Origin of the sequence: Chryseobacterium sp. C39-AII1 (genome assembly GCF_039672645.1) — a bacterium.
Taxonomy (GTDB): Bacteria; Bacteroidota; Bacteroidia; order Flavobacteriales; family Weeksellaceae; genus Chryseobacterium.
In genome coordinates, this window is sequence record NZ_JBDFPQ010000013.1 from 18,829 (window position 1) to 43,587 (window position 24,759).

Here is a 24,759-nt window from a genome sequence, read left to right on the forward strand (position 1 = left end):
TTTATTCTTTGGTTTATAAAACAGTTCGTATTAGCACTGTCACGCTGAGGCTCTCGAAGCGCTTCCACAACAATAAAAAAAGCTTCCAGAATCTCTGAAAGCTTTTAATTATATCTAAAATAATACACTATTCGCCAGCGGCAATTTTCTTGAATAATAAAGAATCCCCATAAAATAAAGTTAACAAACAAATCGATAAACAAGGCAACAAACCTGTCACAAAAGCCGTCGGAAATCCTACCGTAACAATTGCCAATACGATGTAAACTAAAAAGCCACTTCCAAATTTTAAAAGCCTTTGGGTTCTGCTTGTTTTTAAAGTGAAAAATACAATAGAAATGGGAAGCAGAAAACTCAATAATAATCCTGCAAATCGCGAATTTAAATTAGCTTCAGAATCCAAAGTCATCCAGCCAATAATAGCCATTAATGCAAGATTGATAATGATTAAAGAGAAATATTTAAAACCTATTTCAATAAAATTTAAAGGCTTTTCGATTGATGATGATTCAGCTTTCGGAATCGAAATTTCCAACGTATCGCAAATTAATTTCAGGGTATTTTCTCGTGGCATATTTTCGTTGTTTTCAATCCTTTGAATGGTTCTCAGATTTACTTTTGAAAGATCAGCAAGTTGCTCCTGAGTCAGGTTTTTATTCTTTCGGGATGCGATGATAATTTCGCCAATTGAGGTCATAGATTTTTTTTTCAAATGTAGTTTTTTATAAATAGTAATAATGAATTTTGATACGACAAATGTACGACATTTGCTTTGTCAGGCTGTTTTTATGAAATGTCAAGAGTATTTTCAACAAAAAAGCTTCCGGAATTACCGAAAGCTTTCAATATTTTTATAGATGAAAAATTAGTCTGCCATTGCCTCTCCGGACTTTCTGTAAACAAAACTTCCATAGATATGTCTTCTTGCAAAACGGCTCGGAGAATCTGCATTCACCATTTTAATGTATGTGTTTTTCGGAACTCCGATGTATTCGTACATATTTCCGTTCAAGTGCTGAACCGTAAGAACCGATTTCTCCAGATAAAAATCCTGAATATTAGATTTTGTAATCGTTTCTGTATATTCTTCTTTGTATTTTTCCTGCGTTTCCGGATTAATGCTTACCAAAAAATGATAGGCTTCAATCACCGTCTTACTTTTTTCTTCCGCTTCCTGCTTTCCCGCTTCATCATTGATGAATTTATCAGGATGCGTATCTTTCATCACATTTCTGTAAATTGTTTTTAATTCCTTCAACGTAACGTTTTTATCTACTTCAAGAAGCTTTCTGTAATCGCCTATTTTTTTCATATGTTCTAACCCTTATTTTCGGGGTGCAAAATTAAGGTTTTATTTTGGGATATTGTAAGTTTTTGATTGTTAATTTGTTTTGATTTATTTCATGAAACTTAAAGTTAATTATCATCTTCCTCAAATATTTTAAAACTTTCTTGTGCGTTTCCAATACTTGCTGAGCCATCCAAGCCAAGTAAAATAGTGTATCGATTCCCTCGAAGCTTCCACATCATGAGTTCATAAAGTATATTAATAGGTTTTCTGGCTAATATTTGGTAAAACATTTTATTGCAGTTATTTCTAAAAGCAAATTATTCTTTAATTTTGAAAAACATAATCAAAAAAGAATATTATTCTGTGGAAAAACTGGATGAAAAGGATTTACAACTGCTAAGAATCCTTCAAAAAAATGCAAAACTGACCGTAAAAGAACTCGCAAAAGAGGTCAATCTATCTGCTTCTCCTGTTTTCGAACGAGTAAAAAGACTAGAGCAGGAGGGATATATCAAGCATTATGCTGCTGTTTTGGAAGCAGAAAAACTGAATCGTGGATTTACCATTTTTTGTCAGGTAAAGCTGAAAATTCACGATCGTTCTGTAGGAAACCAGTTTGTGAAAGATATTCTGCAAATCGATGAAGTGGCAGAATGTTATAATATCTCCGGAGATTTTGATTTCTTACTGAAAGTTCAGGTAAGAGATATGAAACATTATCAGGATTTTGTGTTCAATAAATTAGGTTCTGTAGATTCTATCGGAAGTACGCACAGTACTTTTGTAATGGCGGAAGTGAAAAATACGCATGGGGTGAGCATTTAGTATATTACCGCTAGTTTTGTCATGCTGAAAGCATCTAGGTTCGAATTTTTCTAATACTGTGCTAAGATGCTTTAAGTACGACAAACTAAGTGTTTTCTATCAAGAGATTGCTTTACATCAATAATAATTACTCACCTCAATCAAATTTAAATCCGGATCTCGAAAATACACAGATTTTATTTTTCCTAAAGCTCCGGTTCTGTCAACAATTCCTTCGATGATTTCTATATTTTTATGTTGTAATTCTTTCAAAACCTCATGAATATCTGTTGTAGCAATAAAGCATAAATCGGCTGAGCCTGATGTAGGATATTCAGCTTTAGGTTCAAATTCCTTTCCTTTTTGATGAAGATTGATTTTCTGATTTCCGAAAGTCAGCGCTTTTCGGTTATCTCCAAAAGTTACGACTTCAAAACCCAGAATTTGAGTATAAAAGTCTATTGTTTTGTCGATATCCGCTACGGTTAAAACAAGATGGTCAATTTTTTGAATTTCCATAATTAATTTAACTTAGAAAATTAATCCAGTCTTTGTTGTTGCAAATACGTCAAACTCGCCCCTTTAATAAAGTCTTCCAACGAAGTATCTTTTGTTGCAGATTTATTGGTTAGTTCAATTAAATAAAGAATTGAATTATTTCCCAACTTGCTGTCCTTATAAAGAAATTTGAAAATCTTTGTTTTCGGATTTGAATTTTCAGAGGGAAATTCTGTTGTATTGCTTATGCTTACATTATTCACATCAAAACCGGCACGCGGATCTTTTTGCAGTTTAAGAAATCTTTTCTGAGTTTTATCCGTAGTTTCATCCAAAAATTTCTGCATTTGATAATCTGTTATCAACTGAGGATACAACAAACCCTCTTTTAATAATTCTGTGGTAAATTTATCAGATTTATTGTAGTAAAAAACTTTATCATCAAATTGCGCATGGCTGTCTGTGAGGGAGATTTTCCCTTCAAATTTTTTATAATTTTTTTTCTTATACTCATTTTTATACTGCTCAATCATGGCCTTTTCCTTCGGACCTAATTTTTCTGTTTTCTGCCCAAAAACACTGGCTGATAACAATAAAGAAAGACCGAACGTATATAATAATTTCATAAGATTTTTGTTTGATGATTTACTTTTCATTTTCCAGCAAAGCACTTGCCAATTCCTGATAAATAGATGGTTTTAACAAAACTAATGAAAAATGATTGAAAAATTCATTATAAAATACCTTTTAAGCGAATATGTTGAATAAGCATAATTGTTTTTGCATCCTTTATTTCCCCAGAATCGATCATTTGTAAAGCAGTTTCAAAAGAGAATTCCAGCACTTCGATATTTTCACCCTCATGTTCCAGTCCGCCACCATCTGCCACTTTCATATCATTAGAATATTCAGCAACAAAAAAGTGAAGAATTTCCGTTACAGAACCCGGCGACATATAGGCTTCAAACACTTTTTCAACCTTAGAAATCTTATAACCTGTTTCTTCTTCGGTTTCTCTTTTGATGCAATCTTCTGGATTATCATTGTCTAAAAGTCCTGCGCAGGCTTCGATCAACATTCCCGAGGTATTTCCGTTGAGGTAAGTCGGCATCCGGAATTGTCTCGTTAAAACTATATTTTTTGTCTCGGGATTATAGAGTAAGATGACAGCACCATTTCCTCTGTCATAGGCTTCCCGGCTTTGAGTTTCGGTGGTTCCGTCTTTTCTTTGAATGTTGAAAGTAATCTTTTTCAACGTATACCAGTTGTCTGATAAAATTTCTGTCTTTTCAATATGTACGTTACTATTTTGCATCTATTTATTTTGTCTGAATTATAATTTCATGAATTCTTTTGTAATAAATTTTCCAAAGCCTTTTTCAAATCAGGAAATTCAAATTGAAATCCGGCATCCTGAATTTTCTGTGATGACGCTCTGGAACCTTCGAGAAGAGCATCAGCTAGTTCTCCGAAAATAAGCTTTAAAACAAAACTTGGGACATTCGGCATAAATAAAGGTTTATTTAATACTTCTGCAATTTTTTTGGTTAAATTTTCATTGGTTGTATGCTGATACGAAGTCGCATTATACGCTCCGTTCATATCTGAATTTTTTAAAGCAAATTCATAGATTGAGCAAATATCATCAATATGAATCCAGGGCATATACTGTTTTCCGCTTCCCAAAGGTGATCCTATATAATTTTTAATGGTTGGAGCCATCTTTTTCAGAGCACCATCCTGCTCAGAAAGTACGACTGCCGTTCGAATTTTGACCACTCTTTCCGCTAAATTCTGTTCTTTAAAATCATCGGCAGCTTTTTCCCACAAAACCACAACTTCACTTAGAAAATCATTTCCGGGATCATCTTCTTCTGTGAAAATTTTATCGGTTGTTTTTGTTCCGTAATAATTAATTCCAGAAGCAGAAATGAAAGATTTTAATTTGATTTTCTTTTTCTGTAAAGTGTTTAAAAGAAGTTGAGCAGAATCGACACGGCTGGAAATCAGCTCTTTTTTTCGTTCATCAGTCCAACGTTTTTCAGAAATATTGGCTCCGGCCAAATGAATAATATGTGAAATATTATCGAAGGCTGACACATCAATTATTCCTTGCTTGATATCCCATTCATAATCGTTGTTTTGTCTTTTTTTTCGGGTTAAAAATCGAACCTCGTATTCGTTTTCAATTTTTTTTACGAGTTCACGGGCTATCATTCCCCCAGCTCCGGTAATCAAAACAACTTCTTTCATATTGATAATTTTAAGTGTGATGGTGTTTTATAATTGATTTTTTACAATCAAAACAAAATCGTCTTCTAAAAGTTTATAGCCGTAATCGTAAATAAATTTGTATTCAGAACCGTTTTTATACACTTTAAGATTTGTGAAATAATCGAAATCAAAACCTAAGCCATCTAGCTTAGATTTTAGAATTTTTGCCTTTCCGTCAACATTTATTTCCTTCAGAATTCTGTAGTTTTTCCGAAGTTTATTATTGATATTCCGCATCAGATTGCTGGAATCCTTATTTTGCTTATTGTTGTAGGCGTTTCGGCAGGCATCATTACAGAATTTTTTATCTGATCTGCCAATAATTTTTTCGCCACATTCGAGACAATTCATAAATTTTTATTTTTTCATTTTGTGTGGATGTGCATGTTTCTTTTGTAATAATTTTTTAAACCGACTATGCGTTGGATAGCTCCTGTTTGGAGTAATATTATTAAAAAATAAGGCAATTAATAGTAAAATAATGCAGCCTGTAAGAACCGGAGAAACAACGTACCAATATCCTAATTCGGGGATTTTTCCTGTGGAACTTACCGCAATCAGTGCTGTAGCGCCTCCCGGCGGATGTAAAGTTTTCGTATATTGCATTAAAACAATTGAAAATGCAACGGCTAAGGGTGCAGAAAGCCAAATAATTTCTGGTACAAGTTTAAAAACTGTAACGCCGACCAATGCCGAAATAACATGTCCGCCAACCAAATTTCTCGGCTGAGCCAGCGGGCTTTGGATGGCTCCGTAAATCAAAACACTCGATGCTCCAAATGAACCAATCAAAAAAATATTTTCTGTAGCCGATATGCTGTGAGACTGTAGATATGCAATGATTCCTATCCCGAAAAAAGCACCTAAAAATGACCAAAAATGTTCTTTAAAATCAACCAGTGTTTCTTTATAAATTACATATTTGGATACTCTAAACGTCCTTTTTAAGGTCTTCTTCATTATGACTTTTATTTAATGCTAAAGGTACGTAATTATCCGTTTGCAAATGGCTTTTAGCATCAAATAAATCTTGTAAAAATCATCTCGATTGTTGTATCAAAATGATTGGTTACAATGTGACCGGAATAATTTTTATCAATGTATAGTTTTTGATAAAACCACATATTATTTTCATATATAATATTGTTTTTTGTAATAATAATTTTGTTTACATCAGCAAAAAAGCCTTTTCCTTCCGCTTTGATTAAAGACTCCTTTAATGTCCAGAAATCAAAGAATTTTTGAAAAGGGTTGGGTGAAGTATTAATTTTAAACCATTCTGACTGGCTCATAACATTTTCAAAATCATTAAAATCAACTGATTTTATTTCTTCAATATCAATTCCCAGCTTTATATTTTCGCCAATGGCGCAAAAAACATAATTTGCGGAATGGCTAATACTGAAATCGAGATTATTACACAAATATGGTTTAAGATAATTATTAAACTTCATATTTTCAAGAGAAATAGATTGGTGATTAGATTTTTTTAAGGCTTCTATTAGCAATAATTTTCCGAGTAAATTTCTTACTTTATCTTCCTTATTTATAAATTGATGATTGATATTCTGAAGTGCAATAGGAAGAAAAGACAGCCATTGATTTAAAATGACTGTCTCTTCACCGGAATTAAATCTGGTAAAAAATATTTTAACTTTCATCTAAAGAATTCCTAAATATTTGCAGAACGCTTCTACGTTATTTTTATTGATTTTAGTATTGTCAATTTTGCTTCCACGAAGGAATTTTTTAGTATTACTAATATCAAAATCAGGTGTGTTCTGATGAATCTCAATAATCGCTTTATTGTCGTAAGCTTTAAATTTAAATAAATTCAGAAGAGGATATAATGGGCTGTTTTCATCATTTTCCCAAAGCTGCATCCATTCATGATACGGGATCGGTTTTAGCTCAAAATTCAATTCACTTCGTAAAAATTCAAAAAAATCCATAACTGTCATATTGTCTTCAGGTTCCGGACTTAGATGAAATATTTCGCCGATTGCTTGAGGGTTTCTTGAAATATAAGCAATAGATTTACTGACAAAATCTACCATTGTAAGCTCTTCTTTCTGGTCGATAAGGATTGGATAACATTTTAATTGAATGCAAGTTTTTATCAATGAACTCCACCACTGATATTTTGCAGTGGCTCCCGTTAAGCTATGACAAAAAACGTATCCTAACCTAAAAATAATAATAGGAACTCCCTGTTTTATAGCTTCTTTTGCAACCTGCTCCATCACCCATTTGCTTTGGATATAGCCCATATCTCGACTCAGATATTTTAACGCGGAAGTTGTATCTGTATTTTCTTTAATCAATGTAGGTTTTGTGAAATAATGTTCCCAGCTGAAAACGCCAACTGTTGATAAAAGAGACAATTGCTTTAATTTGTGAGTTGTTACAAAATTTATCATCGTGTGTAAAGCATCTACATTTGCAGATTTCATATAGGAGTAAGGCTGAATAAAATTCACAGAACTTCCCGCATGATAGACAATATCAATGGTTTGTGTAAGGATGGTGTAGATTGTCTGTTTTAAGCCTAAATATGGTTTTGCTAAATCGCCCGCTAAAAATTTTACACGTTTCTCATCATAACTTGTTGAAATTATTTGATCTTCCATTGTTTCAAAGAGACGCCTTTTGGCATGGTTTTCATCGTCAGCGCGAATGAGCAAGTAAATATCAGCATCGTTTGATTGCAATAATTCCATTAATAAATTAACTCCAACAAAACCTGTAACGCCTGTTAAAAGAATAGCTTTTGGGTTTTCAAAGTCTCCTTTTTCTGTGACGTTAAATTGAAAGTAATTGGGATCTATAGTTGCATCTTTTTTTATTTCTTCAGTTAGAGAGTCGGCTCCCAAATCGTAATCTTGAATTTCAGGATTAAGATCTCTTTCCTGGATTAGTTGAGCTAATTTTCGGATGGAACTATTGATGTACAGTTCACTAAGAGAAAGTTTGTTGGGGAAATGCTTGTATAATCTATTATAAAGCTTTGTTAAAAGTAATGAATGACCTCCCAAATAGAAAAAATCATCTTCCATATTGGTGATATTGCGCTGAAGAACCTCAACCCAAACTTCTTTAATTATTCTTTCGTACTCATTGGCAGGCTCTTCCTGATTTTCCTGATTTTCCGATTTAAACTTTTCAGCAATCTCATTTAAAGATATAATATCTGTTTTACCATTTGATTTTAATGGAATATTTTCAGTGAAATATATTTCATTCGGAATCATATAGGATGGAAGTTTTTTACTTAGTTCATTTCTAATACTATTAATTTCCATATTACCAACAATAAAAGCACGTAAAGATTTTACAGATTCTGAATAGGAATGAACAAGAACAATAGCTTTTTCTACCCCTTTAATGTGGCAAATGGCATTTTCAACTTCTGAAAGCTCAATACGGTACCCTCTTATTTTTACCTGATGGTCTGCTCTTCCAACATATTCCAGCATGCCATCTGTAAGACTTCTCATTTGGTCGCCAGTTTTATACATTTTGCTGAATATGCTGTTTTCATTATCAATAAAAGGGTTTTTAATGAATTTTTCTGCCGTTAACTCAGGTTCGTTTAAGTATCCTCGGGATAGCTGAATACCCGAAATATACAATTCACCAATCACTCCACTCGGAAGTTTTCGCTGATATTGATCTAAAACATATAATTGCATATTTTTTATGGCAGTTCCAATTGTATTTTCAGGATGAATATTATCAAAAATAAATTGATTTACTGCGACAGTACATTCTGTTGGTCCGTACATATTAATGAACTTTACTTTTGTTCTCCAATGGTTAATTACTTGTGTCGGGCATACTTCGGCTCCCGTTCCGATCGTTTTTAATGAAGGAAATTCTATGCATTGAGGAATGGTAGATAGTACGGAAGGAGATATAAAAGGGATCACTGATATTTCGTGTAACAAAAGAAAATCTGCCAAGTGCTTTCCCAATAATTTGTTGTTTGGATAAAGATGAACGGTCGATCCATATGCTAGCGGAATCCAAAGGTCGATGACTGAACCATCAAAATTGTATGGTGAAAATTGTAATGTTCTATCTACTGTTGTAATGTTGAGTAATTTACCGTATTCTGTTATGAAATTCCCTAAAGATTGATGTTCTATCAAAACACCTTTGGGCGTTCCTGTGGTGCCCGAAGTATGAATAACATAAGCTAAATCATTTTCAGAATGGGTGTCTGAATAACTTTCTCGGATGTTTTCTAAAGATATTTTCATTAAGTCCTCAATAAATAAAACTGAAATATCTCCAGCAATTTCAGTATTTTTAGATTTTTCCGAAGAGATAACTACTTTTGCTGCTGTATCATTTAAAATCGTATTGATTCTTTCGGACGGATAAACAGTATCTAAGGGTACATAAGCCGCTCCTGCTTTTATAATTCCTAGCAAACTAATGATTCTTTCAATCGATTGATCCTGAAAGCATGCTACAAAGTCTCCTTTTTTTATTCCTTTTACGATCAGAATTTCTGCAATTTTGCTAGATTTTTCATTTAATTCATGATATGTGATGCCAATTCCTGAAAGAATTAAAGCTGTCTTTTCAGGATATTTTTTTACTTGATCTTCAAATAGCTGAATGAAGGTTTTGGGTGTTTCAAAAATCTCGATGAATTCATTTTTACCATTTTTGATAACAGAATAAATATCAATACTTCCAATATTTTGATCAGGAAATTCTGAGACGGATTCTAAAATATATTGAAAAGCTCTTGCCATCTCGGCAATTGTTTTTTGTTTAAATAAAACATCAGAATAGTCAATATTGAATTTAAGCTTTTGATGAATTGGAAAGGCTTCAAATTGAAGATCAAATTTAGCTTTTCCATTAAAAATCCATTCAACCTCAGAAGAATTTATAGGATCTGAATTTTCTGTTTCTTCAACAGGATTTTGTAGCACAAAAACATGTTGAAATAACGGATTATGCCCTGTGAAACGATCTTTTACAACATGGCTGATAATCGTTTCCAAAGGAATGCTTTCATTTTGGAAAATATCGGAAATCATTTCTCTGTTCAGTTTTAATAAATCTAAAAATGTTGGATTTCCTTCAATTTTCAAACGAATCGGAAGCATATTGGCAAAATATCCGATGGTTTTATCAAACTGATGTGGGCGATTGGCGGAAGGACTGCCGATACAAATATCAGATTGGCCACTGTAATATTGCATTAGCAAACCAAAAGCAGAAAGGAGGGTAGTGTATAAAGTAGTTGAGTTTTCTGTTGAAATTTTTCGAAGTTTTGTTGTTAAATGTTCATCAAGTTCAAAACAAAACTGCTTTCCGGAATCTGAATGTGATTGTTGTTTTTTAAAATCTTGGGCAATCTGCAAAACCGGAACATTATCAAGATAATTTTTCCAAAAAATTATCCCGTTTTCTTGATTTTGCTGTGATTGCCATTGGATATATTTTTGATAATTTACAAGATTGAATGATTCACCGTTTTCTTGGCTTTGGCTGTAAATCGTATTTATTTCATCAATAATTAAAGGCATTGCCCAACCATCTGTAACGATATGATGAACTATTAAAAATAATGAGTGGGGCTGATTGTTTTCATAAATTACATAAGCCCGAAGCATATAATCTCTTCGCAGATCAAACGGAATCTGCAATATTTCCTGAAGATCTTCACTTTGATGAAGTGTTTGTAGCAGCCAGTTGTTTGCGCTAAGTTCAATAGTGGTTGGCTGAGGATTTTTATCATCAATAATAGTTCTTAAAACAACATGTTTTTTAAGAAGTTTCTGAATAGAAGATCCGAGTTTTGCTATATTGGTATGTTTGTTTAGCGGATATAATGCTCCTACATTGTAAGCTGTACTACCATGAAGTTGATCTAGAAACCAGAGGCTTTGCTGTTGGACTGAAAGTTGAGGTTGTTTGTCTTCCGAAAGGGAAAATTTTTCATTATTTTGAGTAAAATCATGATTGTGAATATAATTTTCTAGTTCATTAATTGTTGGATATAAAAAAAGGTCGGAAGTCTGTAAAGGGTACTGAAGCTCTTTTCTGATCTTTGAAATTAACTTATAAGCTAAAATAGAATTTCCTCCAAATTTGAAAAAATTATCATCAATTCCTATCACTTTCATTTTTAAAACTTCACTAAAAACAAGAGCTAATTGTTGTTGAGTTTCAGTTTTTGGTGCCGTGAAATTTTTTCGCTTTTCTTCTTGTATTTCTAAATTTTTTAAAATGTACTTATCTACTTTTCCGTTAGCAGTGAGCGGAAAATTATCAATTTCGATAAACTTTGATGGAATCATGTATGAAGGTAGTTTTTCAAACAAATAGCTTCGAAGATCTTCAGGAAACGTTTCTTTTTCTTTACTATTTTTATAAAAACAGATCATTTGTTTTTCATTACATTCTTCCTGAATAATTATCACACAGTTCTCAACGAGATAAGCGCGTTTTATAGTTTCCTCAATTTCTGCAGGCTCTACTCTAAATCCTCTTATTTTTACTTGCTGGTCGGCTCTTCCTACAAATTCTATGGTATCATCTTCCAGCCTTCGCACAAGATCTCCGGTTTTGTAAATTCTTGCAGGTTTGCCATCGGGATCTGTTATTTGCAAAAATCTTTCTATTGTAAGTTCCGGTTGATTGTAGTATCCTCTGGAAACCTGAATTCCTCCGATATACAATTCACCAACTTCATTTACAGGTAAAATCTTCATTTCTTCATCTAAAACATAAAAATCTACGTTATTCAAAGGTTTTCCCATGGTATTTAAAGGGTGCTCTTCATCAAATTTAAAAGTGCAAACTACAACCGTTGTTTCAGTAGGGCCATACATATTGATGAGTTCTACCTTTTTTTTCCAAGCTTCAATGACATTGGCAATTGGAGCTTCACCTCCTGTGAAAATTTTGCGTAGATTTCCGATAGATTGATCTGTAGGCAAAGTGGCCAAGATAGAAACAGGAAGATAGGGAAGAACAGAAATATTATTTTTTCGGATATAATCAAGAAGCGCTTCTCCCACAATTCTATTATCTGGATAGAGAAAGGTAGTAATTCCTAAAGATAAAGGAACCCATAGATCGAGAACGATTCCGTCAAAATTCGAAGAAGAAATATTCAGGGCGCCATCATTTTTTTGTGGAGCCAATATCTCGCCAAAATATCTCACAAAGTTTCCTAAGCCCTTATGTTCTGCCATTACCGCCTTAGGAATTCCGGTGCTTCCTGAGGTATATGCAAGATATGCCAGGCCATTGGAAATATCGGGATAAAAATTTTGGCTTGGCATTTTCTCAATTTCTTTTTGATGCTCGTCGATAAGAATAATTTCGCCTTTATAAAATTTGAATTTTTCTGAATATTTTTTTGTGGTGATCAGAATGGGGCTGTCGGTATCGTTCAAAATATGCTGCAATCGATGATCCGGATATAAAGGATCTAGAGAAACGTAAGCTCCTCCGGCTTTCCAGATTGATAGCATGGCAATTACTCTGTCAATAGATTGATTCAGACAGAAACAAAGAGGAACATCTGTAAATACACCTCTCTTTTTCAAATAATTAGACAACTGATTAGATTTAATACCTAGCTGGGCGAATGTGATCGCTGAGTTTTCATACACTAATGCTGTTTTTTGGGGATTAAGTTCTACAGCATCCTCGATTAACGATAAAACGTCTGTGTCTTTTGTTAACATTTTGTTGCGATTTGGTTGGTTAGTTTTAAATTTTTTTAATGAAAGTAAATTTATATAAAAAAAATAATTAATTTCACATATTGTTGAATTTTTAGTATCAATAATTATTAATATGAAAAAACTACCGAAAAAACCAGAACTCTCATTTAAGATGTATGAATTGATCAGCGGCTATTGGATCGCCTGCTGTATTCATTCTGTTGCACAACTAGACATTGCTGAAAAATTACTCAGCGGTTCCAAAAGTTTAGATGAATTGGCCAAGGAAACCAATTCTGATAAACAATCTCTTTACCGTTTGCTTCGTGCGGTTACCAGCGTCGGGATTTTTGAAGAAAAAAATGATGGTACTTTTGAACTGAATGATTTCGGGGGCACTTTACTGTCGGATGTCCCAGGATCAGTAAAACCTTGGGCACTCGCAAATTTAGGAGAGCATTACAAAGCTTTCGGAAATCTTACTTACGGTGTAAAAACCGGAAAGGTACCTTTCGACGATGCATATGGAATTCCGGTATGGGAATATTATAAGCAAAATCCTGAAGCTGGAGCTAATTTAGCAAAAGCAATGGCGGGAATGTCTGGTGCAGTTTTAAAAGCGATTATTGATGTTTATGATTTCAAGCCCCATAAGAAGATTACAGATATTGGCGGTGGAAATGGAGCGCTACTATTTGCCGTCTTGGACACAGCACCAGATAGCGTCGGGATTGTTTTTGATCAGCCTTATGTAGTGGAACAAACCGTTAATTTAATTCCACCCGACATAAAACACAGATGTATGGTAATGGGAGGTAGTTTTTTCGAAGAACTTCCTGCTGATCAGGATCTTTATATGACAAAATGGGTAATACATGATTGGAACGATGAAGAATCAATCAGAATTTTAAAAAATATTTATAAAGCAATGCCTGTCGGAAGTAAATTATTAATCATAGATTCTGTAATTCCTGATGATTCTGAAAATAAACCTCATGCCGGTAAGTTGTTGGATATTAATATAATGGCGATGACAACAGGAAAAGAGAGAACTCTAAGTGAATTTAAATATCTTGTTGAGCAATCTGGGCTTACTTTTAAAAAGTTAATTCAAACTAATACAGAAATTTCTAGCATTGTAGAATGTGAAAAAGTATAGATATGTTTAAAATTACCATATTTTATCCTGTAAAACAAAATGATTGGTTTGACATGGAATACTATACCGAAAAGCATTTAGCTTTATCAAAATCTGTCTTTGGAAATTATTTGAAAGGGATCGGAATTGAGAAATCCGAATCTTCCGATTCTGTTTACAAAGTTATTGGGCATCTTTTTTTCGAAGAAATTGAGCATTTTTACAATTGTTTTTTGCCTAATAAAACAATCCTTGAAGAAGACGCTGTACACTATACGAATGTAAAAGCTGTCATTCAAATCAGTAAAGTAATAGTTTGGCAGAACTTCACTTAAATTTAAATTAACTTTATTACTCTAATGGCTTCTGAAATACAAATCTAAATATTTTCGGAAGCTATTTTTATTATTTCAGCTAAATTATGATCATTGATTTTTTATTCTCAGAAAAAAGCATCAACTTTGATCCCTCAATGGGGTGCTGCTTGTTTTGGCGGCTGAGATGATACCCGGGAACTGGCTTCCACACCTGATTCGGATAATGCCGACGTAGGGATTTTGATTTATCATCTCATCATTTAATTTATATAAGTTAATTTGATGCAGGACATTTTACAACAAACAACCTGGGCAGAATGGTTCGGGGTTTTATTTTCGGTAGTGCAGGTTTTATTGGCTCGAAAAAACAATTCAAACAATTATCTTTTTGGGATCGCAGGAATTTTGCTGACACTTTATGTTATGATTGTGTCGAGATTGTATGCAGAATTTACTTTAAATCTCTATTACCTCGTGATGAGCATTTACGGTTGGATATATTGGAAATTTGGAAAACAGCATAAAGAAACTGCCATTTCCTCAACAACAAATTCGGAAAAACTGATTTCTGCAGGAATTGTAGTGGTAACTTTCGGAATTTTCTGGTTTTTTCTGACGCACTATACAGATTCTGATGTGCCGATTTGGGATTCATTAGTGAGCGCTTTTGCGTGGGCTGGAATGTGGCTGATGGCAAGACGAAAAATTGAAAACTGGATTTTACTGAATATCAGCAATATTATTTCAATTCCGTTGATGATTCATAAAAATTTGTATCTCTATGCGGTTTTGACGGCTTTTTTATTTATCGTCGCGGTTTCAGCTTATATGGAATGGAGAAAAATTTTAAATCAAAAGAAAGTTGATGCTTACAGTTAGTGAAATCAGAAGAAAAATGTTAGGAGCCACAAAAGTTTCGGATTCAATAATAAATTGTATCCACGAACAAAGATTACTTCAGGTTTGGGTTCCTAAAATATATGGTGGTTTAGGCTATCGTTTTGGGGAAGGTTTATCTTTATTATTTGAATGGGCAAAAACAAACGGAAGCTTAGGCTGGATGCTCACTTTATGCGCTGGAGCCAATTTTTTTTCAAGAAACTTAAAGCCAACTATTGCTAAAGAACTTTTCAGTAATTCTAAAACCTGCTTTGGTGGAAGCGGAATGATTGGTGGAACGGCAGAAAAACAAGATGACGGAACTTATCTAATCAACGGACTTTGGCATTTTGCAACGGGCGCACCACATTTAAGTCATTTTACTTTAAATGCAAAACTTACAGAAAACGGACTGCCAATTTTAAATGAAAATGGAGAGGAAATTATCCGATCATTTATTATCTCTAAGAATGATGCTGAAGTTATTCCCAATTGGAAATCGATGGGGATGAAAGCTACCGGAACCTATTCTTTTAAGGTAAATAATGTGAAAGTTTCAGAGGATAACAGTTTTATTTATGATGAATTTTTCACCAATGATGCTTTAGACAGGATTCCGTTTAGAATTTTTGCGGATCTTACTTTATTGGTTAATTATTTAGGAATGGCGTCGCATTTTTTGGAGGAAGCGAATGTTATCAGACCAAATCTTAATTTAGATCCGTTTCATAATTTAATTAAAGAAAAACTACAGAAAACGTTGAGTTTTGCAGATGATATTGAATTCACTTTAAATAATTCAAAGTTAATTTCTTCTGAAAAACAATCCGAAATTCATCAATTTGGAACTTTTGTAGTTGAAGATTTATCGCATAAAATTCTTCAAATCTATATTCAGTTAGGAATAAAAGCAACGCATACAGATTCTGCGATTTATCAGATTTTTAGTGATTTTTTTACCGCGACAATGCATTCTAATTTCAGACCTGCTTTGGAAGATGGTGAATTTCCTGTTTTAAACGGTTAAAAATTTACTTTTAATTCAGTAAAATTTATTCGACATATAATTTCAGTAAAAGCTTTCTATCAGGGAGCTTTTGTTATTTTGATGTGTTTTAAAATTTATTTACAAACGACTACAAACGGATTTAAATAGTTTACAACCGACTTTAATTTTACTGTTCAACAATCTTTGCATCAGAGATTTGAGAAAACGGTGAGCGTCTCTTATCTGAGTAATAATCTTAAAAAAAACAGAAATTATGTCACTAAGAAATTCGGTATCCCTTATTGGGTTCACAGGTAAAGAAGTTGAAATGATCAATTTCGAAAATGGTAATGTAAAGGCAAGTGTGTCTTTAGCAACCAACGATCATTATACCAATGCAAAAGGTGAAAAGGTTGAGGAAACGCAATGGCATTCGCTGGTTGCATTTGGTAAAACGGCAGAGATTTTTCAAAAATATGTCACAAAAGGAAAAGAAATTGCGATTGAAGGAAAATTGATGTATCGTTCGTATGATGACAAAGATGGCGTAAAACGCTATATAACAGAAATAAAAGTAGATGAAATTCTATTGTTAGGCGGAAAATAAAGGATAAAAACACAAACCATGAAAGTACAAATTTTTAAAATTCGATTAGGTGAAGAATTTCTTCATCTTGATCAGAAAATGCTTGACGATTTTTTACAATCACACGAAATTCTGAATGTAGAAACAGCATTTGTAAATGATGAAAACTATTGGTCTGTAATTTTATACTTTGGAGAAACCAAATCACCTCAACATACGGTAAAAGATTCAAAAACAAATAAATACTCTGCCGAAAGTGAAGAATTGTCTTTTGATGAACTTAAAATTTTAGAAGCCTTAAAATCTTGGCGTTCAGATAGAGCGAAAGAGCAAAATTTGCCAATTTATTTTGTTGCAACCAATAAAGAGTTGATTTCCGTTGCAAAATATAAACCAGCCAAAAAAGAAGAATTATTAGATATAAAAGGATTTGGTAAACACAAAATAGAAAATTATGGTATGGAAATAATAAATATATTAGAAAATATTTGAATAGTTTAACAAAAATTAACTATATTCGTAAATATTTATAAAAACAACCAAGGACACAAGTGCTGGAAAACATACCGAAGCCATAGAATTAATTTTCTATGGTTTTTTTATTTAGATTAAAAGTCCTTTCAATTCACTATTTTTGCAGTCTTATCAATTATTAATTATCATTTATTACAATATAATGAAGCCAAGTTTAGCAAAAGGGACGAGAGATTTTACGGCATTAGAAGTTTCAAGAAGAAGATTTATTATCAATATTTTACAGAAAAATTTTGAACTATTCGGATTTCAACCATTAGAAACACCTAGTTTTGAAAATCTTTCAACATTAACAGGAAAATACGGAGAAGAAGGAGATCGATTGATCTTCAAAATCTTAAATTCAAGTATTAATGAAGCTAAAGAAGAGAAAAAAAATCAGATGCTCAATGATTTTCAAAAAGCGTTAGATAAGCCATTTAGCTCAGATAATTTAACAGACAAAGCTCTTCGTTACGACCTTACTGTGCCTTTTGCGAGGTTTGTGGCGATGAATCATGGTCAATTAACATTTCCATATAAACGTTATCAAATTCAACCGGTTTGGAGAGCGGATCGTCCTCAGAAAGGGAGATTCAGAGAATTTTATCAGTGTGATGCCGATGTTGTGGGTAGCGAAAGTCTTTTTCAGGAAGTTGATTTGGTTCAGTTATATTTAAAATCATTTTCAGATTTAAAAGTTCCGGTTACGATTCATTTAAATAACAGAAAAATCCTTTCCGGATTGGCTGAATATGCTGGAATTACAGATAAATTAATTGATTTTACTGTTGCTCTTGACAAGCTTGATAAAATTGGCAAAGAAGGTGTTGTAAAAGAATTATTGGAGAGAGGAATTTCTCAGGATTCGATTGATAAGCTGGATTTCTTATTCACTCAGTCCAATGATGCGCTGGAAAATCTTCTTCAGTTGAAAGAGAAATTTGTTGGAAATGAAATTGGTTTAAAAGGTGTTGAAGAGCTTGAATTTGTTCTTACGCAATCATTAAATCTTGGAGTTGACATGAATAATCTTGTTTTTGATATTACCTTAGCAAGAGGTTTAGATTATTATACGGGTGCTATTTTCGAAGTGAAAGCAGATGAGGTTCAGATGGGATCTATCGGAGGTGGCGGAAGATATGATAACCTTACAGAAGTTTTTGGAGTGAAAAATATTCCGGGGATCGGTATTTCTTTTGGTCTTGACCGAATTTATCTTGTCATGGAAGAATTAGGACTTTTCCCTGAAGAAGCGACTTCCAAAATCGAATATTTGTTCGCTAATTTCGGAGGTGAAGAAACGGTAGAAGCTTTGAAATTAATCTTAAAATTAAGAGAAAAAGGAATTTCTGCAGAATTGTATCCGGAAAATGCAAAGCTTGGAAAACAATTTACCTATGCCGAGAAGAAAGGAATTAAGAATTTGGTTTTCTTAGGCGAAGAGGAATTGAAAAATAAAACGGTTACCTTTAAAAATCTGGAAGCTGGAGAACAGAAAACGGTTTCTTTAGAAGAGTTTCTGAAGTAATCTTTCATAAAATATAAAATTAAAAAGCATTATCTTCCCGATAGTGCTTTTTAGTTTAATTAAAAAATTTTATTAAATTGAGCACCAATTTGTATTAATAAAATACAGTATTAATTATTTAAACTAATAAAACATAAAAACCAGATGAGTACTATTTGTGCATTATGCGGAAATCCGTTAACGTCTATGGACACACTTTTGGGCGAAAACAAACTTTCCGATGGGCAACTTCTTTGTAATAAATGCCTTAACGAAGCTACGAATGTTAATAAAAATCTTATAAATAATCTCAGCAGCTTCAATCTCGCTGAAATCAGGGGAATTCTTCTTCAGGGCAAATTGGGTATCTATGAAGAGCCCGAAGTTTTTCAGATTTCTTCTTTTCAACAAAATATAAATTTAGCTTCCGATTCAGGCGAAAGTGGCTATCAGTATAGACCAGAAGCTCCTTCAAGATTGGATGAAATAAAAGATCAGATTGTAGGTTTAAATGCCCGATTAAGTATTTTTGTAAACAGTGAAGTGAAAGAGCTGGTCAATATTTTAGATAAAGACGAAAGATTGATCGCTATTGCTGAAGGAAAATATTTGTATAACAATCTGGAAGGTGTGTTGGTTGCAACACAGCGAAGAGTGATTTTCTTTGATAAAAAATTCTTTGGTGGTGTTGATAAAAACGAATTTATTTTAGAAAAAATTTCATCTATTGACCATTCTTCAAGTTTGTTGACTTCAAGTTTAAAACTAAATGTTTCGGGTGCTGTAGTTGAATTTAAACTGTATAATAAGAGTGCAGCAAAAGATTTCGACAATGCTATAAGAAATGTTCGACAGAAACCTCAAACACAAAATATACCACAAAATCAAGCTTCGGCAAATAGTTTTTATGGCACACAGAAATCACCTGAGCCACAAAGTTATCATAAACCTCAAACTGCTGCTTCAAATGTAAAAAAAGAATCTGCAGAAGTGATTTTCCAGCAATTGGAAAGGCTTGGGAAGCTAAGAGAAATGGGAGTTTTGACGGAAGAAGAATTTGCGGAACAGAAAAAGAAATTACTGGAAAGACTTTAATTTAAAATTAAAAACCAATGGAAAACTATCTCGAAATCAACAAAAATTCTTGGAATGCCAAAGTAGAGCCGCATTTGAAGTCTGATTTCTATTTTGTAGATGAATTTTTAAAAGGCAGAACTTCTCTAAATTCTATCGAGTTGGAGCTTTTGGGAGATATAAAAGGTAAAACAGTTCTTCATTTGCAATGCCATTTTGGTCAGGATTCTATTTCGCTATCGAGAATGGGAGCCAAAGTTACTGGAATCGATTTGTCTGATAAAGCTATTGAAACGGCAAAAGATTTAGCACAGAAAACTGGCGAAAATGTTGAATTTATGTGCACCGATTTGTACAATTTGCCTAATGCTCTAGATCAAAAGTTTGATATTGTATTCACAAGTTACGGAACCATTGGCTGGCTTCCAGATTTAGAAAAGTGGGCGAAAATTATCAATCATTTTCTAAAACCTAACGGAAAATTTATCATGGCAGAATTTCATCCTGTCGTTTGGATGTTTGATGATGATTTTGAAGGAGTGAAATACAATTATTTCAATGAAAAGCCAATAACGGAAACCTATGAAGGAACTTATGCAGATCAAAATGCAGATATCGTTCAGGATTATGTCATGTGGAATCATTCTTTGGCTGATGTCATTGATAATTTACTTCAGAACGATATTCAGATTGAAAATTTTAAAGAATTCGACTGGTCACCCTATCCATGCTTCAAACATGTAAATGAATTCGAAAAAGGAAAATGGCGAATTCCTCAGTTTGGAAATAAAATCCCTTTAATATTTGCGATAAAAGCTCAAAAAAAGTCATCGTAACTATAAAATTACGATGACTTTTAAATATATGAATGTTAAAATAAACTAGTCTTACCCGATGGTTTCTTGTGCTTTGTTCTTCACATCATCTACTTTATCCTGAACCTGGGAAGCAACATTGTTAGCCTTATCCTTTAGATCATTTCCCCATTTGTTTAGGTTGTCTTTTGCTGTATTTATTTTGTCTTTTACTGCTTGTTTTTCTTCAGCAGAAGAGTTTTTGTACTTCCAATATGCCAATGCTCCTAAACCTACTAGCGCTAATAAACCTTTTGTCTTGTTTCCCATGATTTCTATTTTTTTAAGTGATTAATATTAAAATTTGTTATTAGTAATCATGTAAAATGTGTGCCAAAAAATTAAATGGAATTATAAAATAATGTTAAAATTTACTGAATGCTTCAAAATTTTCGGATTTAGAGAGATGAAAATTATGTATTCGTGAATTTATTGTAATTATTTGCATAATATTAAATGCTAACAACTAACCATTTTTCGTGCTCTTTCCTTACCATAAATATAAATACATCATCCCAAATAAAACTCTCTTCTTGAGAATCTTTTTTGTATCCTCCAATAAAAAAGAATTCTGTCACTTTTGGAATGTAAGTATTGGGTAATTTTGTATCTAGTGCCTCTTCAAATTCGTAAGGGGAATATATACGTGTTTCATAAATTTGGAGATAATCGTCAAATGACTTTGATTTGTCACGGACAGCTTTATTATAAGTTTCACAAATTCTATCTTTTATTTTCTCTTTATCAAAGAATTTAATGTCTTTTTTTTCAAAATGAATCAATGATTCAGACATTAAACTATATGTTTCTTCACAATCTCCATTGAAATATAATTTAACATAAGAAATTGCGAATTCTTGAGCTTCATTTTTTAATTTATTAGGATTTACTTCCTGTGCGGGAAGATAAAAATTTAGTCCTAAAATGAAAAATACAGAAATTTTAAATTTAGCTATCATTGTAAGTGTAAATTATTCTTCCGTAAAAAAAGCATTAGAACTACCGATCCAAATTGCATCTTTCTTATTGAAATCTACATTTACCATAGCTGCTTTTGTCATTCTTGCAAGATTTTCCAATAGGATAGGGCGTTCATCATTTTCCCGCCAAATATACAACAAACGAACTTCAGCTTTTGAAAATTCACCGTTAATATCTTCAAATATTGGTTCATAATTTACTTTTCGTTGTAAAATATAATTTTCTTTATCCTCGATAGAATCTGTAATTTCTTTCGTTGGATTTAGATTTACTCCGCTTCCTGCAAATGAAAATAAAGGTTTTAATACAAAATTTTCAAGATTTTCGTTTGCTAGAAATTCATTAAGAAAATAACTCTTAGGAACGTATTGATGATTCAATAAAGGCAAAAGGTATTTTGAAATTTTAAAGAACCAATTAGGATGCGTAATCCATTTTACATCAATATCTTCACGAAAGTCAAACTCTAATTTTAAGTCAGGAATGCGATCAAGTTCATCAAATATTACACGATTATAGATTCGTTTAATTTCTATTCGTTTTCCTTCATTTTCATAGAATAATTTCCTTCCTTCTTTCTGTACTTTTGTTAGACAAACAGTTTTGATGCCCAATAATTTTTCAGTCAAAGCAAAATCAATTGCTGTTTTTTGTTTTTCGGGGTAAATTTCTAATAAAACTACGTTTTCAACATTTTCATTTCCTATCAAAACTTCTTGAAGATAGTTTTTAAACTCTTCATGAGGCATTTTATTCCTGATTTCAGACAGAAAAGGATATACTTCACAAAAGGTTTCTTCTAAAACTTTCTGAAAAGCATAAAGAGACGGAAATGCTTGTAATTCTATCAGTTGAGGAACAATTTCACCTTCTTCATTTTTACAGATTCCAAAATCAATGGTGAAAAAATGAGGTTGTTTGGTGTCGTTGGGAACATAACAGTTTTCAGGAATCGCCTTTTGAAGGGTTTCTTCCGGCAAAGCCTTGATCTGATCAATAATGCTTTCACTCGCTTCTATCAGTTTATTTTTAAAATCATTTGAAAGAATCATGGGACTTTCTGAAATTCTAAAACCTGGCGGAATTCCACTTTTTTTATTTAAAATTTCTTTAAACTGTTCATATTTTTCCTGTGAAAATTCCTGATTAAACTGTTTTCTGTATTTTGAGATCATATTCTTTTTCTTTGTGATTTTAAAAAATCGGACAGTTTTTGCCCGATTCTGTGATTAATTATTTTTATGCTTCGACTGCGCTCAACATGATATTGCGATAATTTAATTCTAATAAAAACACTTAATATTAGTATTAGAAATATCATGCTGAACATGTCAAAGCATATATATTAATTTAAACTAAAGCTTCAGCTTGCTTCAACAAGTTTTTTTTTACAAATTGCAAAAATCTTGGAAGAATTTGTGCCTGAGTTAAGACAATTTTGTCCTCGTCATCCATTCTGTCGACGGTTTCAAGATATTTTTCCATTCCGAAATTTTCGATCATGGCTTCTTTATTTTTCTCGTCTTTCAGGTTTTCAATCATACCTTCTGGATTAGCTTCCGGATGGAATTGTGTCCCGAAAATTTCTTCTGAAAAACGAACCGCCATAATAGCTCTTTCCAGATTAATATGCGGACGTTCTTTCTCGATAGCAACGATTTTCATTCCTAATTCATCCATGCGCTCATGATCTGGTTCAATGAACTGAAATGCTCTTGAATCTACGGCATAGAAAGGATCTGGAAGATTTTTAAATAAAAATTCCTGTTCGCCTTCTTCAGTTTTATGAATCGGCATTACTCCGAAGGAATAAGATTTTCTCTTGCAGATATTTCCCAGTTTCCAGTGAATACTTGCCAGTTGAAACGAATGACAGATCAAAAACAAATATTTTTTATCATCATTATTTTTATTGTGCTCAAAAACTGAATCTAAAAAATTAGCAAATTGATCTTCCCATTCAAGCCCTTCTCTGTGAGGATCTCCGGGACCTCCCGAAGAAATAAAGATATCAAAATCCTCAATATTGGGAATTTCATTCTTAAATCTTACATCAAAAGTTTTGATGCTTACATTTTCTTCAGAATTCTGCTGAAAAACTTCGGAAATTTCTCTTATATTTTTAAAGCCTTGATTGACCTGATTATTATTCATGTCTAACAAAGCGATTCTAATATCATTCATACTGCTTCATATTTTCTGCAAAGTTACCAAAAAATTACGAAGCGGTTTCGCCATGTGTGATACCATATTCTGTTTCAGAGATCATATAATCAACTACTTTCGTTAGATCGCCTGTCTCTCTGTAGATCTGAAGTTGTCTGTCGGCTCCCGTTCCATTTTCTAAAATTTTCCAAGCATATTCCACTTCCTCACGACATCCTAAATCATCCACAACATCATCGATAAACTCTAATAACTCTTTCAATAAATCAGGATAAGGCACAGATTCTTCTTTACCAAAATCGATCAAATGAGCTTCAATTCCGCTTTTGGAAGCACGCCATTTATTTTCATTCAATAATAATCTTCGGTAGCTTCTGAAACTTAAATTCTGCTGATGAAGTTTATAAATTTTAGCTACCAAAGCCTGCATAATCGCAGCCATACAAACAGTTTCATCGATTCTCAGCGGCATATCACAAATCCTGAATTCAATGGTAGGGTAGAACGGATGAACCCGCAAATCCCACCAGATTTTCTTGGCATTATCAATAGTTCCTGTTTTTACTAAAAGATCAACATAACTGTCGAATTCTGCTAATGAATTAAAGAAACTCGGAATCCCGGTTCTTGGAAATTTAACGAAAATTTCCTGTCTGTAAGATTTAAAACCCGTATTTCTTCCGATCCAAAATGGAGAATTCGTTGATAACGCATAAACGTGTGGCAGGAAATACCTCATCACATTCTGAATTCTTACCCCTTCTTCACGATTAGGAATCCCTATGTGAACGTGTAAACCAAAAATAAGGTTACCACGGGCGACATCGCCCATGTCGTCTACGATTTTGTTGTAACGTTCGCCGTTGGTAATGGTGTTGTGCTCCCAGTTTGAAAAAGGGTGTGTTCCGCCTCCGGAAACTCTAAGTCCCTGTTCGTGAGCAATTTTTATTAAATGCCTTCTTAAATTGGTGAGTTCAGCTCTTGCTTCCTGAATATTCTGGCAAATGCCCGTTTCCATTTCAATCATGGATTCGTGCATTTCGTGCTTTAAATTTTCACTTAAAACGGCTTTTCCCCCTTCAATTATTTTAGAAACATGAGATATTAAGTCTCTGCTTTCAACATCAATAATCTGATATTCTTCTTCGATTCCAATGGTAAATTGATGCATTTTCTTTGTGCTTTT

25 protein-coding genes and 1 riboswitch are annotated in these 24,759 nt (G+C 32.9%); of the genes, 10 read left to right on the forward strand and 15 right to left on the reverse strand.

Annotated features, from left to right (window positions below):
• Positions 1-127: 127 nt before the first annotated feature.
• Positions 128-712, reverse strand: coding sequence for a helix-turn-helix transcriptional regulator (locus ABEG63_RS16990; protein WP_346586412.1), 585 nt, complete (start codon positions 710-712; stop codon positions 128-130).
• A gap of 153 nt (positions 713-865) precedes the next feature.
• Complete coding sequence (locus ABEG63_RS16995; protein WP_346586414.1) at positions 866-1,312, reverse strand: KTSC domain-containing protein; 447 nt, start codon at positions 1,310-1,312, stop codon at positions 866-868.
• Between the two features lie 342 nt (positions 1,313-1,654).
• Here ABEG63_RS16995 and ABEG63_RS17000 point away from each other — a divergent pair, with 342 nt between their 5' ends.
• Entirely contained in the window at positions 1,655-2,116 is a 462-nt protein-coding gene (locus ABEG63_RS17000; protein WP_267403246.1) for an Lrp/AsnC family transcriptional regulator, read from the forward strand.
• Between the two features lie 117 nt (positions 2,117-2,233).
• On the opposite strand, the gene ABEG63_RS17005 is transcribed toward ABEG63_RS17000, so the two are convergent.
• From ABEG63_RS17005 to ABEG63_RS17040, 8 genes are all read right to left on the reverse strand, one after another.
• Positions 2,234-2,614 carry a VOC family protein gene (locus ABEG63_RS17005; protein ID WP_346586416.1) on the reverse strand — a complete coding sequence of 127 codons (381 nt, stop codon included), beginning with the start codon at positions 2,612-2,614 and terminating at the stop codon, positions 2,234-2,236.
• Positions 2,615-2,634: 20 nt separating this feature from the next.
• The gene (locus ABEG63_RS17010; protein WP_267402849.1) at positions 2,635-3,219 is read right to left on the reverse strand and encodes a hypothetical protein; all 585 of its coding nucleotides are present in this window, start codon (positions 3,217-3,219) and stop codon (positions 2,635-2,637) included.
• A 107-nt stretch (positions 3,220-3,326) separates the two neighbouring features.
• A complete protein-coding gene (gene nudK / locus ABEG63_RS17015) occupies positions 3,327-3,908 on the reverse strand; it encodes a GDP-mannose pyrophosphatase NudK (protein ID WP_346586418.1) in 582 nt (193 codons plus the stop codon).
• A gap of 26 nt (positions 3,909-3,934) precedes the next feature.
• A complete protein-coding gene (locus ABEG63_RS17020; protein ID WP_346586419.1) occupies positions 3,935-4,846 on the reverse strand; it encodes a TIGR01777 family oxidoreductase in 912 nt (303 codons plus the stop codon).
• A gap of 27 nt (positions 4,847-4,873) precedes the next feature.
• Positions 4,874-5,218, reverse strand: coding sequence for a hypothetical protein (locus ABEG63_RS17025; protein WP_267402852.1), 345 nt, complete (start codon positions 5,216-5,218; stop codon positions 4,874-4,876).
• A gap of 6 nt (positions 5,219-5,224) precedes the next feature.
• Positions 5,225-5,827 (reverse strand): HPP family protein, encoded by a 603-nt coding sequence (locus ABEG63_RS17030; protein ID WP_267402853.1) that lies wholly within the window; start codon positions 5,825-5,827, stop codon positions 5,225-5,227.
• A gap of 59 nt (positions 5,828-5,886) precedes the next feature.
• Positions 5,887-6,528, reverse strand: a complete 642-nt coding sequence (locus ABEG63_RS17035) for a 4'-phosphopantetheinyl transferase superfamily protein (RefSeq protein WP_346586421.1) — start codon at positions 6,526-6,528, stop codon at positions 5,887-5,889.
• Complete coding sequence (locus tag ABEG63_RS17040) at positions 6,529-12,588, reverse strand: amino acid adenylation domain-containing protein (protein ID WP_346586423.1); 6,060 nt, start codon at positions 12,586-12,588, stop codon at positions 6,529-6,531.
• Between the two features lie 112 nt (positions 12,589-12,700).
• Here ABEG63_RS17040 and ABEG63_RS17045 point away from each other — a divergent pair, with 112 nt between their 5' ends.
• From ABEG63_RS17045 to ABEG63_RS17085, 9 genes are all read left to right on the forward strand, one after another.
• Complete coding sequence (locus ABEG63_RS17045) at positions 12,701-13,726, forward strand: methyltransferase (RefSeq protein ID WP_346586424.1); 1,026 nt, start codon at positions 12,701-12,703, stop codon at positions 13,724-13,726.
• Positions 13,727-13,728: 2 nt separating this feature from the next.
• Positions 13,729-14,040, forward strand: a complete 312-nt coding sequence (locus ABEG63_RS17050) for an EthD family reductase (protein ID WP_346586426.1) — start codon at positions 13,729-13,731, stop codon at positions 14,038-14,040.
• 128 nt (positions 14,041-14,168) lie between these two features.
• Positions 14,169-14,277, forward strand: a riboswitch (TPP riboswitch).
• 24 nt (positions 14,278-14,301) lie between these two features.
• The gene (gene pnuC / locus ABEG63_RS17055) at positions 14,302-14,901 is read left to right on the forward strand and encodes a nicotinamide riboside transporter PnuC (RefSeq protein WP_346586428.1); all 600 of its coding nucleotides are present in this window, start codon (positions 14,302-14,304) and stop codon (positions 14,899-14,901) included.
• Positions 14,888-15,928, forward strand: a complete 1,041-nt coding sequence (locus tag ABEG63_RS17060; RefSeq protein ID WP_346586430.1) for a hypothetical protein — start codon at positions 14,888-14,890, stop codon at positions 15,926-15,928. Before pnuC ends, ABEG63_RS17060 begins: the two co-directional genes overlap by 14 nt.
• Before the next feature lie 235 nt (positions 15,929-16,163).
• Positions 16,164-16,496, forward strand: coding sequence for a single-stranded DNA-binding protein (ssb, locus tag ABEG63_RS17065; protein ID WP_346586431.1), 333 nt, complete (start codon positions 16,164-16,166; stop codon positions 16,494-16,496).
• An 18-nt stretch (positions 16,497-16,514) separates the two neighbouring features.
• A complete protein-coding gene (locus ABEG63_RS17070; RefSeq protein WP_267402861.1) occupies positions 16,515-16,967 on the forward strand; it encodes an HRDC domain-containing protein in 453 nt (150 codons plus the stop codon).
• Positions 16,968-17,151: 184 nt separating this feature from the next.
• Entirely contained in the window at positions 17,152-18,519 is a 1,368-nt protein-coding gene (gene hisS / locus ABEG63_RS17075; protein WP_346586433.1) for a histidine--tRNA ligase, read from the forward strand.
• A 144-nt stretch (positions 18,520-18,663) separates the two neighbouring features.
• Complete coding sequence (locus ABEG63_RS17080) at positions 18,664-19,593, forward strand: PH domain-containing protein (RefSeq protein ID WP_346586435.1); 930 nt, start codon at positions 18,664-18,666, stop codon at positions 19,591-19,593.
• A gap of 17 nt (positions 19,594-19,610) precedes the next feature.
• Positions 19,611-20,408, forward strand: a complete 798-nt coding sequence (locus ABEG63_RS17085) for a class I SAM-dependent methyltransferase (RefSeq protein ID WP_346586437.1) — start codon at positions 19,611-19,613, stop codon at positions 20,406-20,408.
• A 51-nt stretch (positions 20,409-20,459) separates the two neighbouring features.
• Here the strand turns inward: ABEG63_RS17085 and ABEG63_RS17090 are convergent, their stop codons facing one another.
• The 5 genes from ABEG63_RS17090 to ABEG63_RS17110 form a co-directional block, all read right to left on the reverse strand.
• Positions 20,460-20,696, reverse strand: a complete 237-nt coding sequence (locus tag ABEG63_RS17090; RefSeq protein ID WP_267402865.1) for a YtxH domain-containing protein — start codon at positions 20,694-20,696, stop codon at positions 20,460-20,462.
• A 182-nt stretch (positions 20,697-20,878) separates the two neighbouring features.
• Positions 20,879-21,385 carry a hypothetical protein gene (locus ABEG63_RS17095; RefSeq protein ID WP_312394255.1) on the reverse strand — a complete coding sequence of 169 codons (507 nt, stop codon included), beginning with the start codon at positions 21,383-21,385 and terminating at the stop codon, positions 20,879-20,881.
• A 12-nt stretch (positions 21,386-21,397) separates the two neighbouring features.
• Positions 21,398-22,582, reverse strand: a complete 1,185-nt coding sequence (locus ABEG63_RS17100; protein ID WP_346586439.1) for a hypothetical protein — start codon at positions 22,580-22,582, stop codon at positions 21,398-21,400.
• Between the two features lie 175 nt (positions 22,583-22,757).
• The gene (locus ABEG63_RS17105) at positions 22,758-23,591 is read right to left on the reverse strand and encodes a GMP synthase (RefSeq protein WP_346586440.1); all 834 of its coding nucleotides are present in this window, start codon (positions 23,589-23,591) and stop codon (positions 22,758-22,760) included.
• 34 nt (positions 23,592-23,625) lie between these two features.
• Positions 23,626-24,744: a carboxylate-amine ligase gene (locus tag ABEG63_RS17110; protein WP_267402869.1), complete on the reverse strand. Its 1,119-nt coding sequence runs from the start codon at positions 24,742-24,744 to the stop codon at positions 23,626-23,628.
• Positions 24,745-24,759: the final 15 nt, after the last annotated feature.

Excerpts from the sequence above, each read along its gene's own strand:
- ABEG63_RS17095 (WP_312394255.1), bottom strand. The coding sequence starts at position 21,385 with ATGATAGCTAAATTTAAAATTTCTGTATTTTTCATTTTAGGACTAAAT.
- ABEG63_RS17060 (WP_346586430.1), top strand. The coding sequence starts at position 14,888 with ATGCTTACAGTTAGTGAAATCAGAAGAAAAATGTTAGGAGCCACAAAA.
- ABEG63_RS17040 (WP_346586423.1), bottom strand. The coding sequence starts at position 12,588 with ATGTTAACAAAAGACACAGACGTTTTATCGTTAATCGAGGATGCTGTA.
- ABEG63_RS17080 (WP_346586435.1), top strand. The coding sequence starts at position 18,664 with ATGAGTACTATTTGTGCATTATGCGGAAATCCGTTAACGTCTATGGAC.
- ABEG63_RS17005 (WP_346586416.1), bottom strand. The coding sequence starts at position 2,614 with ATGGAAATTCAAAAAATTGACCATCTTGTTTTAACCGTAGCGGATATC.
- nudK (WP_346586418.1), bottom strand. The coding sequence starts at position 3,908 with ATGCAAAATAGTAACGTACATATTGAAAAGACAGAAATTTTATCAGAC.
- ABEG63_RS17050 (WP_346586426.1), top strand. The coding sequence starts at position 13,729 with ATGTTTAAAATTACCATATTTTATCCTGTAAAACAAAATGATTGGTTT.
- ABEG63_RS17035 (WP_346586421.1), bottom strand. The coding sequence starts at position 6,528 with ATGAAAGTTAAAATATTTTTTACCAGATTTAATTCCGGTGAAGAGACA.
- ABEG63_RS17070 (WP_267402861.1), top strand. The coding sequence starts at position 16,515 with ATGAAAGTACAAATTTTTAAAATTCGATTAGGTGAAGAATTTCTTCAT.
- ABEG63_RS17025 (WP_267402852.1), bottom strand. The coding sequence starts at position 5,218 with ATGAATTGTCTCGAATGTGGCGAAAAAATTATTGGCAGATCAGATAAA.
- ABEG63_RS16995 (WP_346586414.1), bottom strand. The coding sequence starts at position 1,312 with ATGAAAAAAATAGGCGATTACAGAAAGCTTCTTGAAGTAGATAAAAAC.
- hisS (WP_346586433.1), top strand. The coding sequence starts at position 17,152 with ATGAAGCCAAGTTTAGCAAAAGGGACGAGAGATTTTACGGCATTAGAA.
- ABEG63_RS17090 (WP_267402865.1), bottom strand. The coding sequence starts at position 20,696 with ATGGGAAACAAGACAAAAGGTTTATTAGCGCTAGTAGGTTTAGGAGCA.
- ABEG63_RS17110 (WP_267402869.1), bottom strand. The coding sequence starts at position 24,744 with ATGCATCAATTTACCATTGGAATCGAAGAAGAATATCAGATTATTGAT.
- ABEG63_RS17020 (WP_346586419.1), bottom strand. The coding sequence starts at position 4,846 with ATGAAAGAAGTTGTTTTGATTACCGGAGCTGGGGGAATGATAGCCCGT.
- ssb (WP_346586431.1), top strand. The coding sequence starts at position 16,164 with ATGTCACTAAGAAATTCGGTATCCCTTATTGGGTTCACAGGTAAAGAA.
- ABEG63_RS17010 (WP_267402849.1), bottom strand. The coding sequence starts at position 3,219 with ATGAAATTATTATATACGTTCGGTCTTTCTTTATTGTTATCAGCCAGT.
- ABEG63_RS17030 (WP_267402853.1), bottom strand. The coding sequence starts at position 5,827 with ATGAAGAAGACCTTAAAAAGGACGTTTAGAGTATCCAAATATGTAATT.
- ABEG63_RS17105 (WP_346586440.1), bottom strand. The coding sequence starts at position 23,591 with ATGAATGATATTAGAATCGCTTTGTTAGACATGAATAATAATCAGGTC.
- ABEG63_RS17085 (WP_346586437.1), top strand. The coding sequence starts at position 19,611 with ATGGAAAACTATCTCGAAATCAACAAAAATTCTTGGAATGCCAAAGTA.
- ABEG63_RS17100 (WP_346586439.1), bottom strand. The coding sequence starts at position 22,582 with ATGATCTCAAAATACAGAAAACAGTTTAATCAGGAATTTTCACAGGAA.
- ABEG63_RS17045 (WP_346586424.1), top strand. The coding sequence starts at position 12,701 with ATGAAAAAACTACCGAAAAAACCAGAACTCTCATTTAAGATGTATGAA.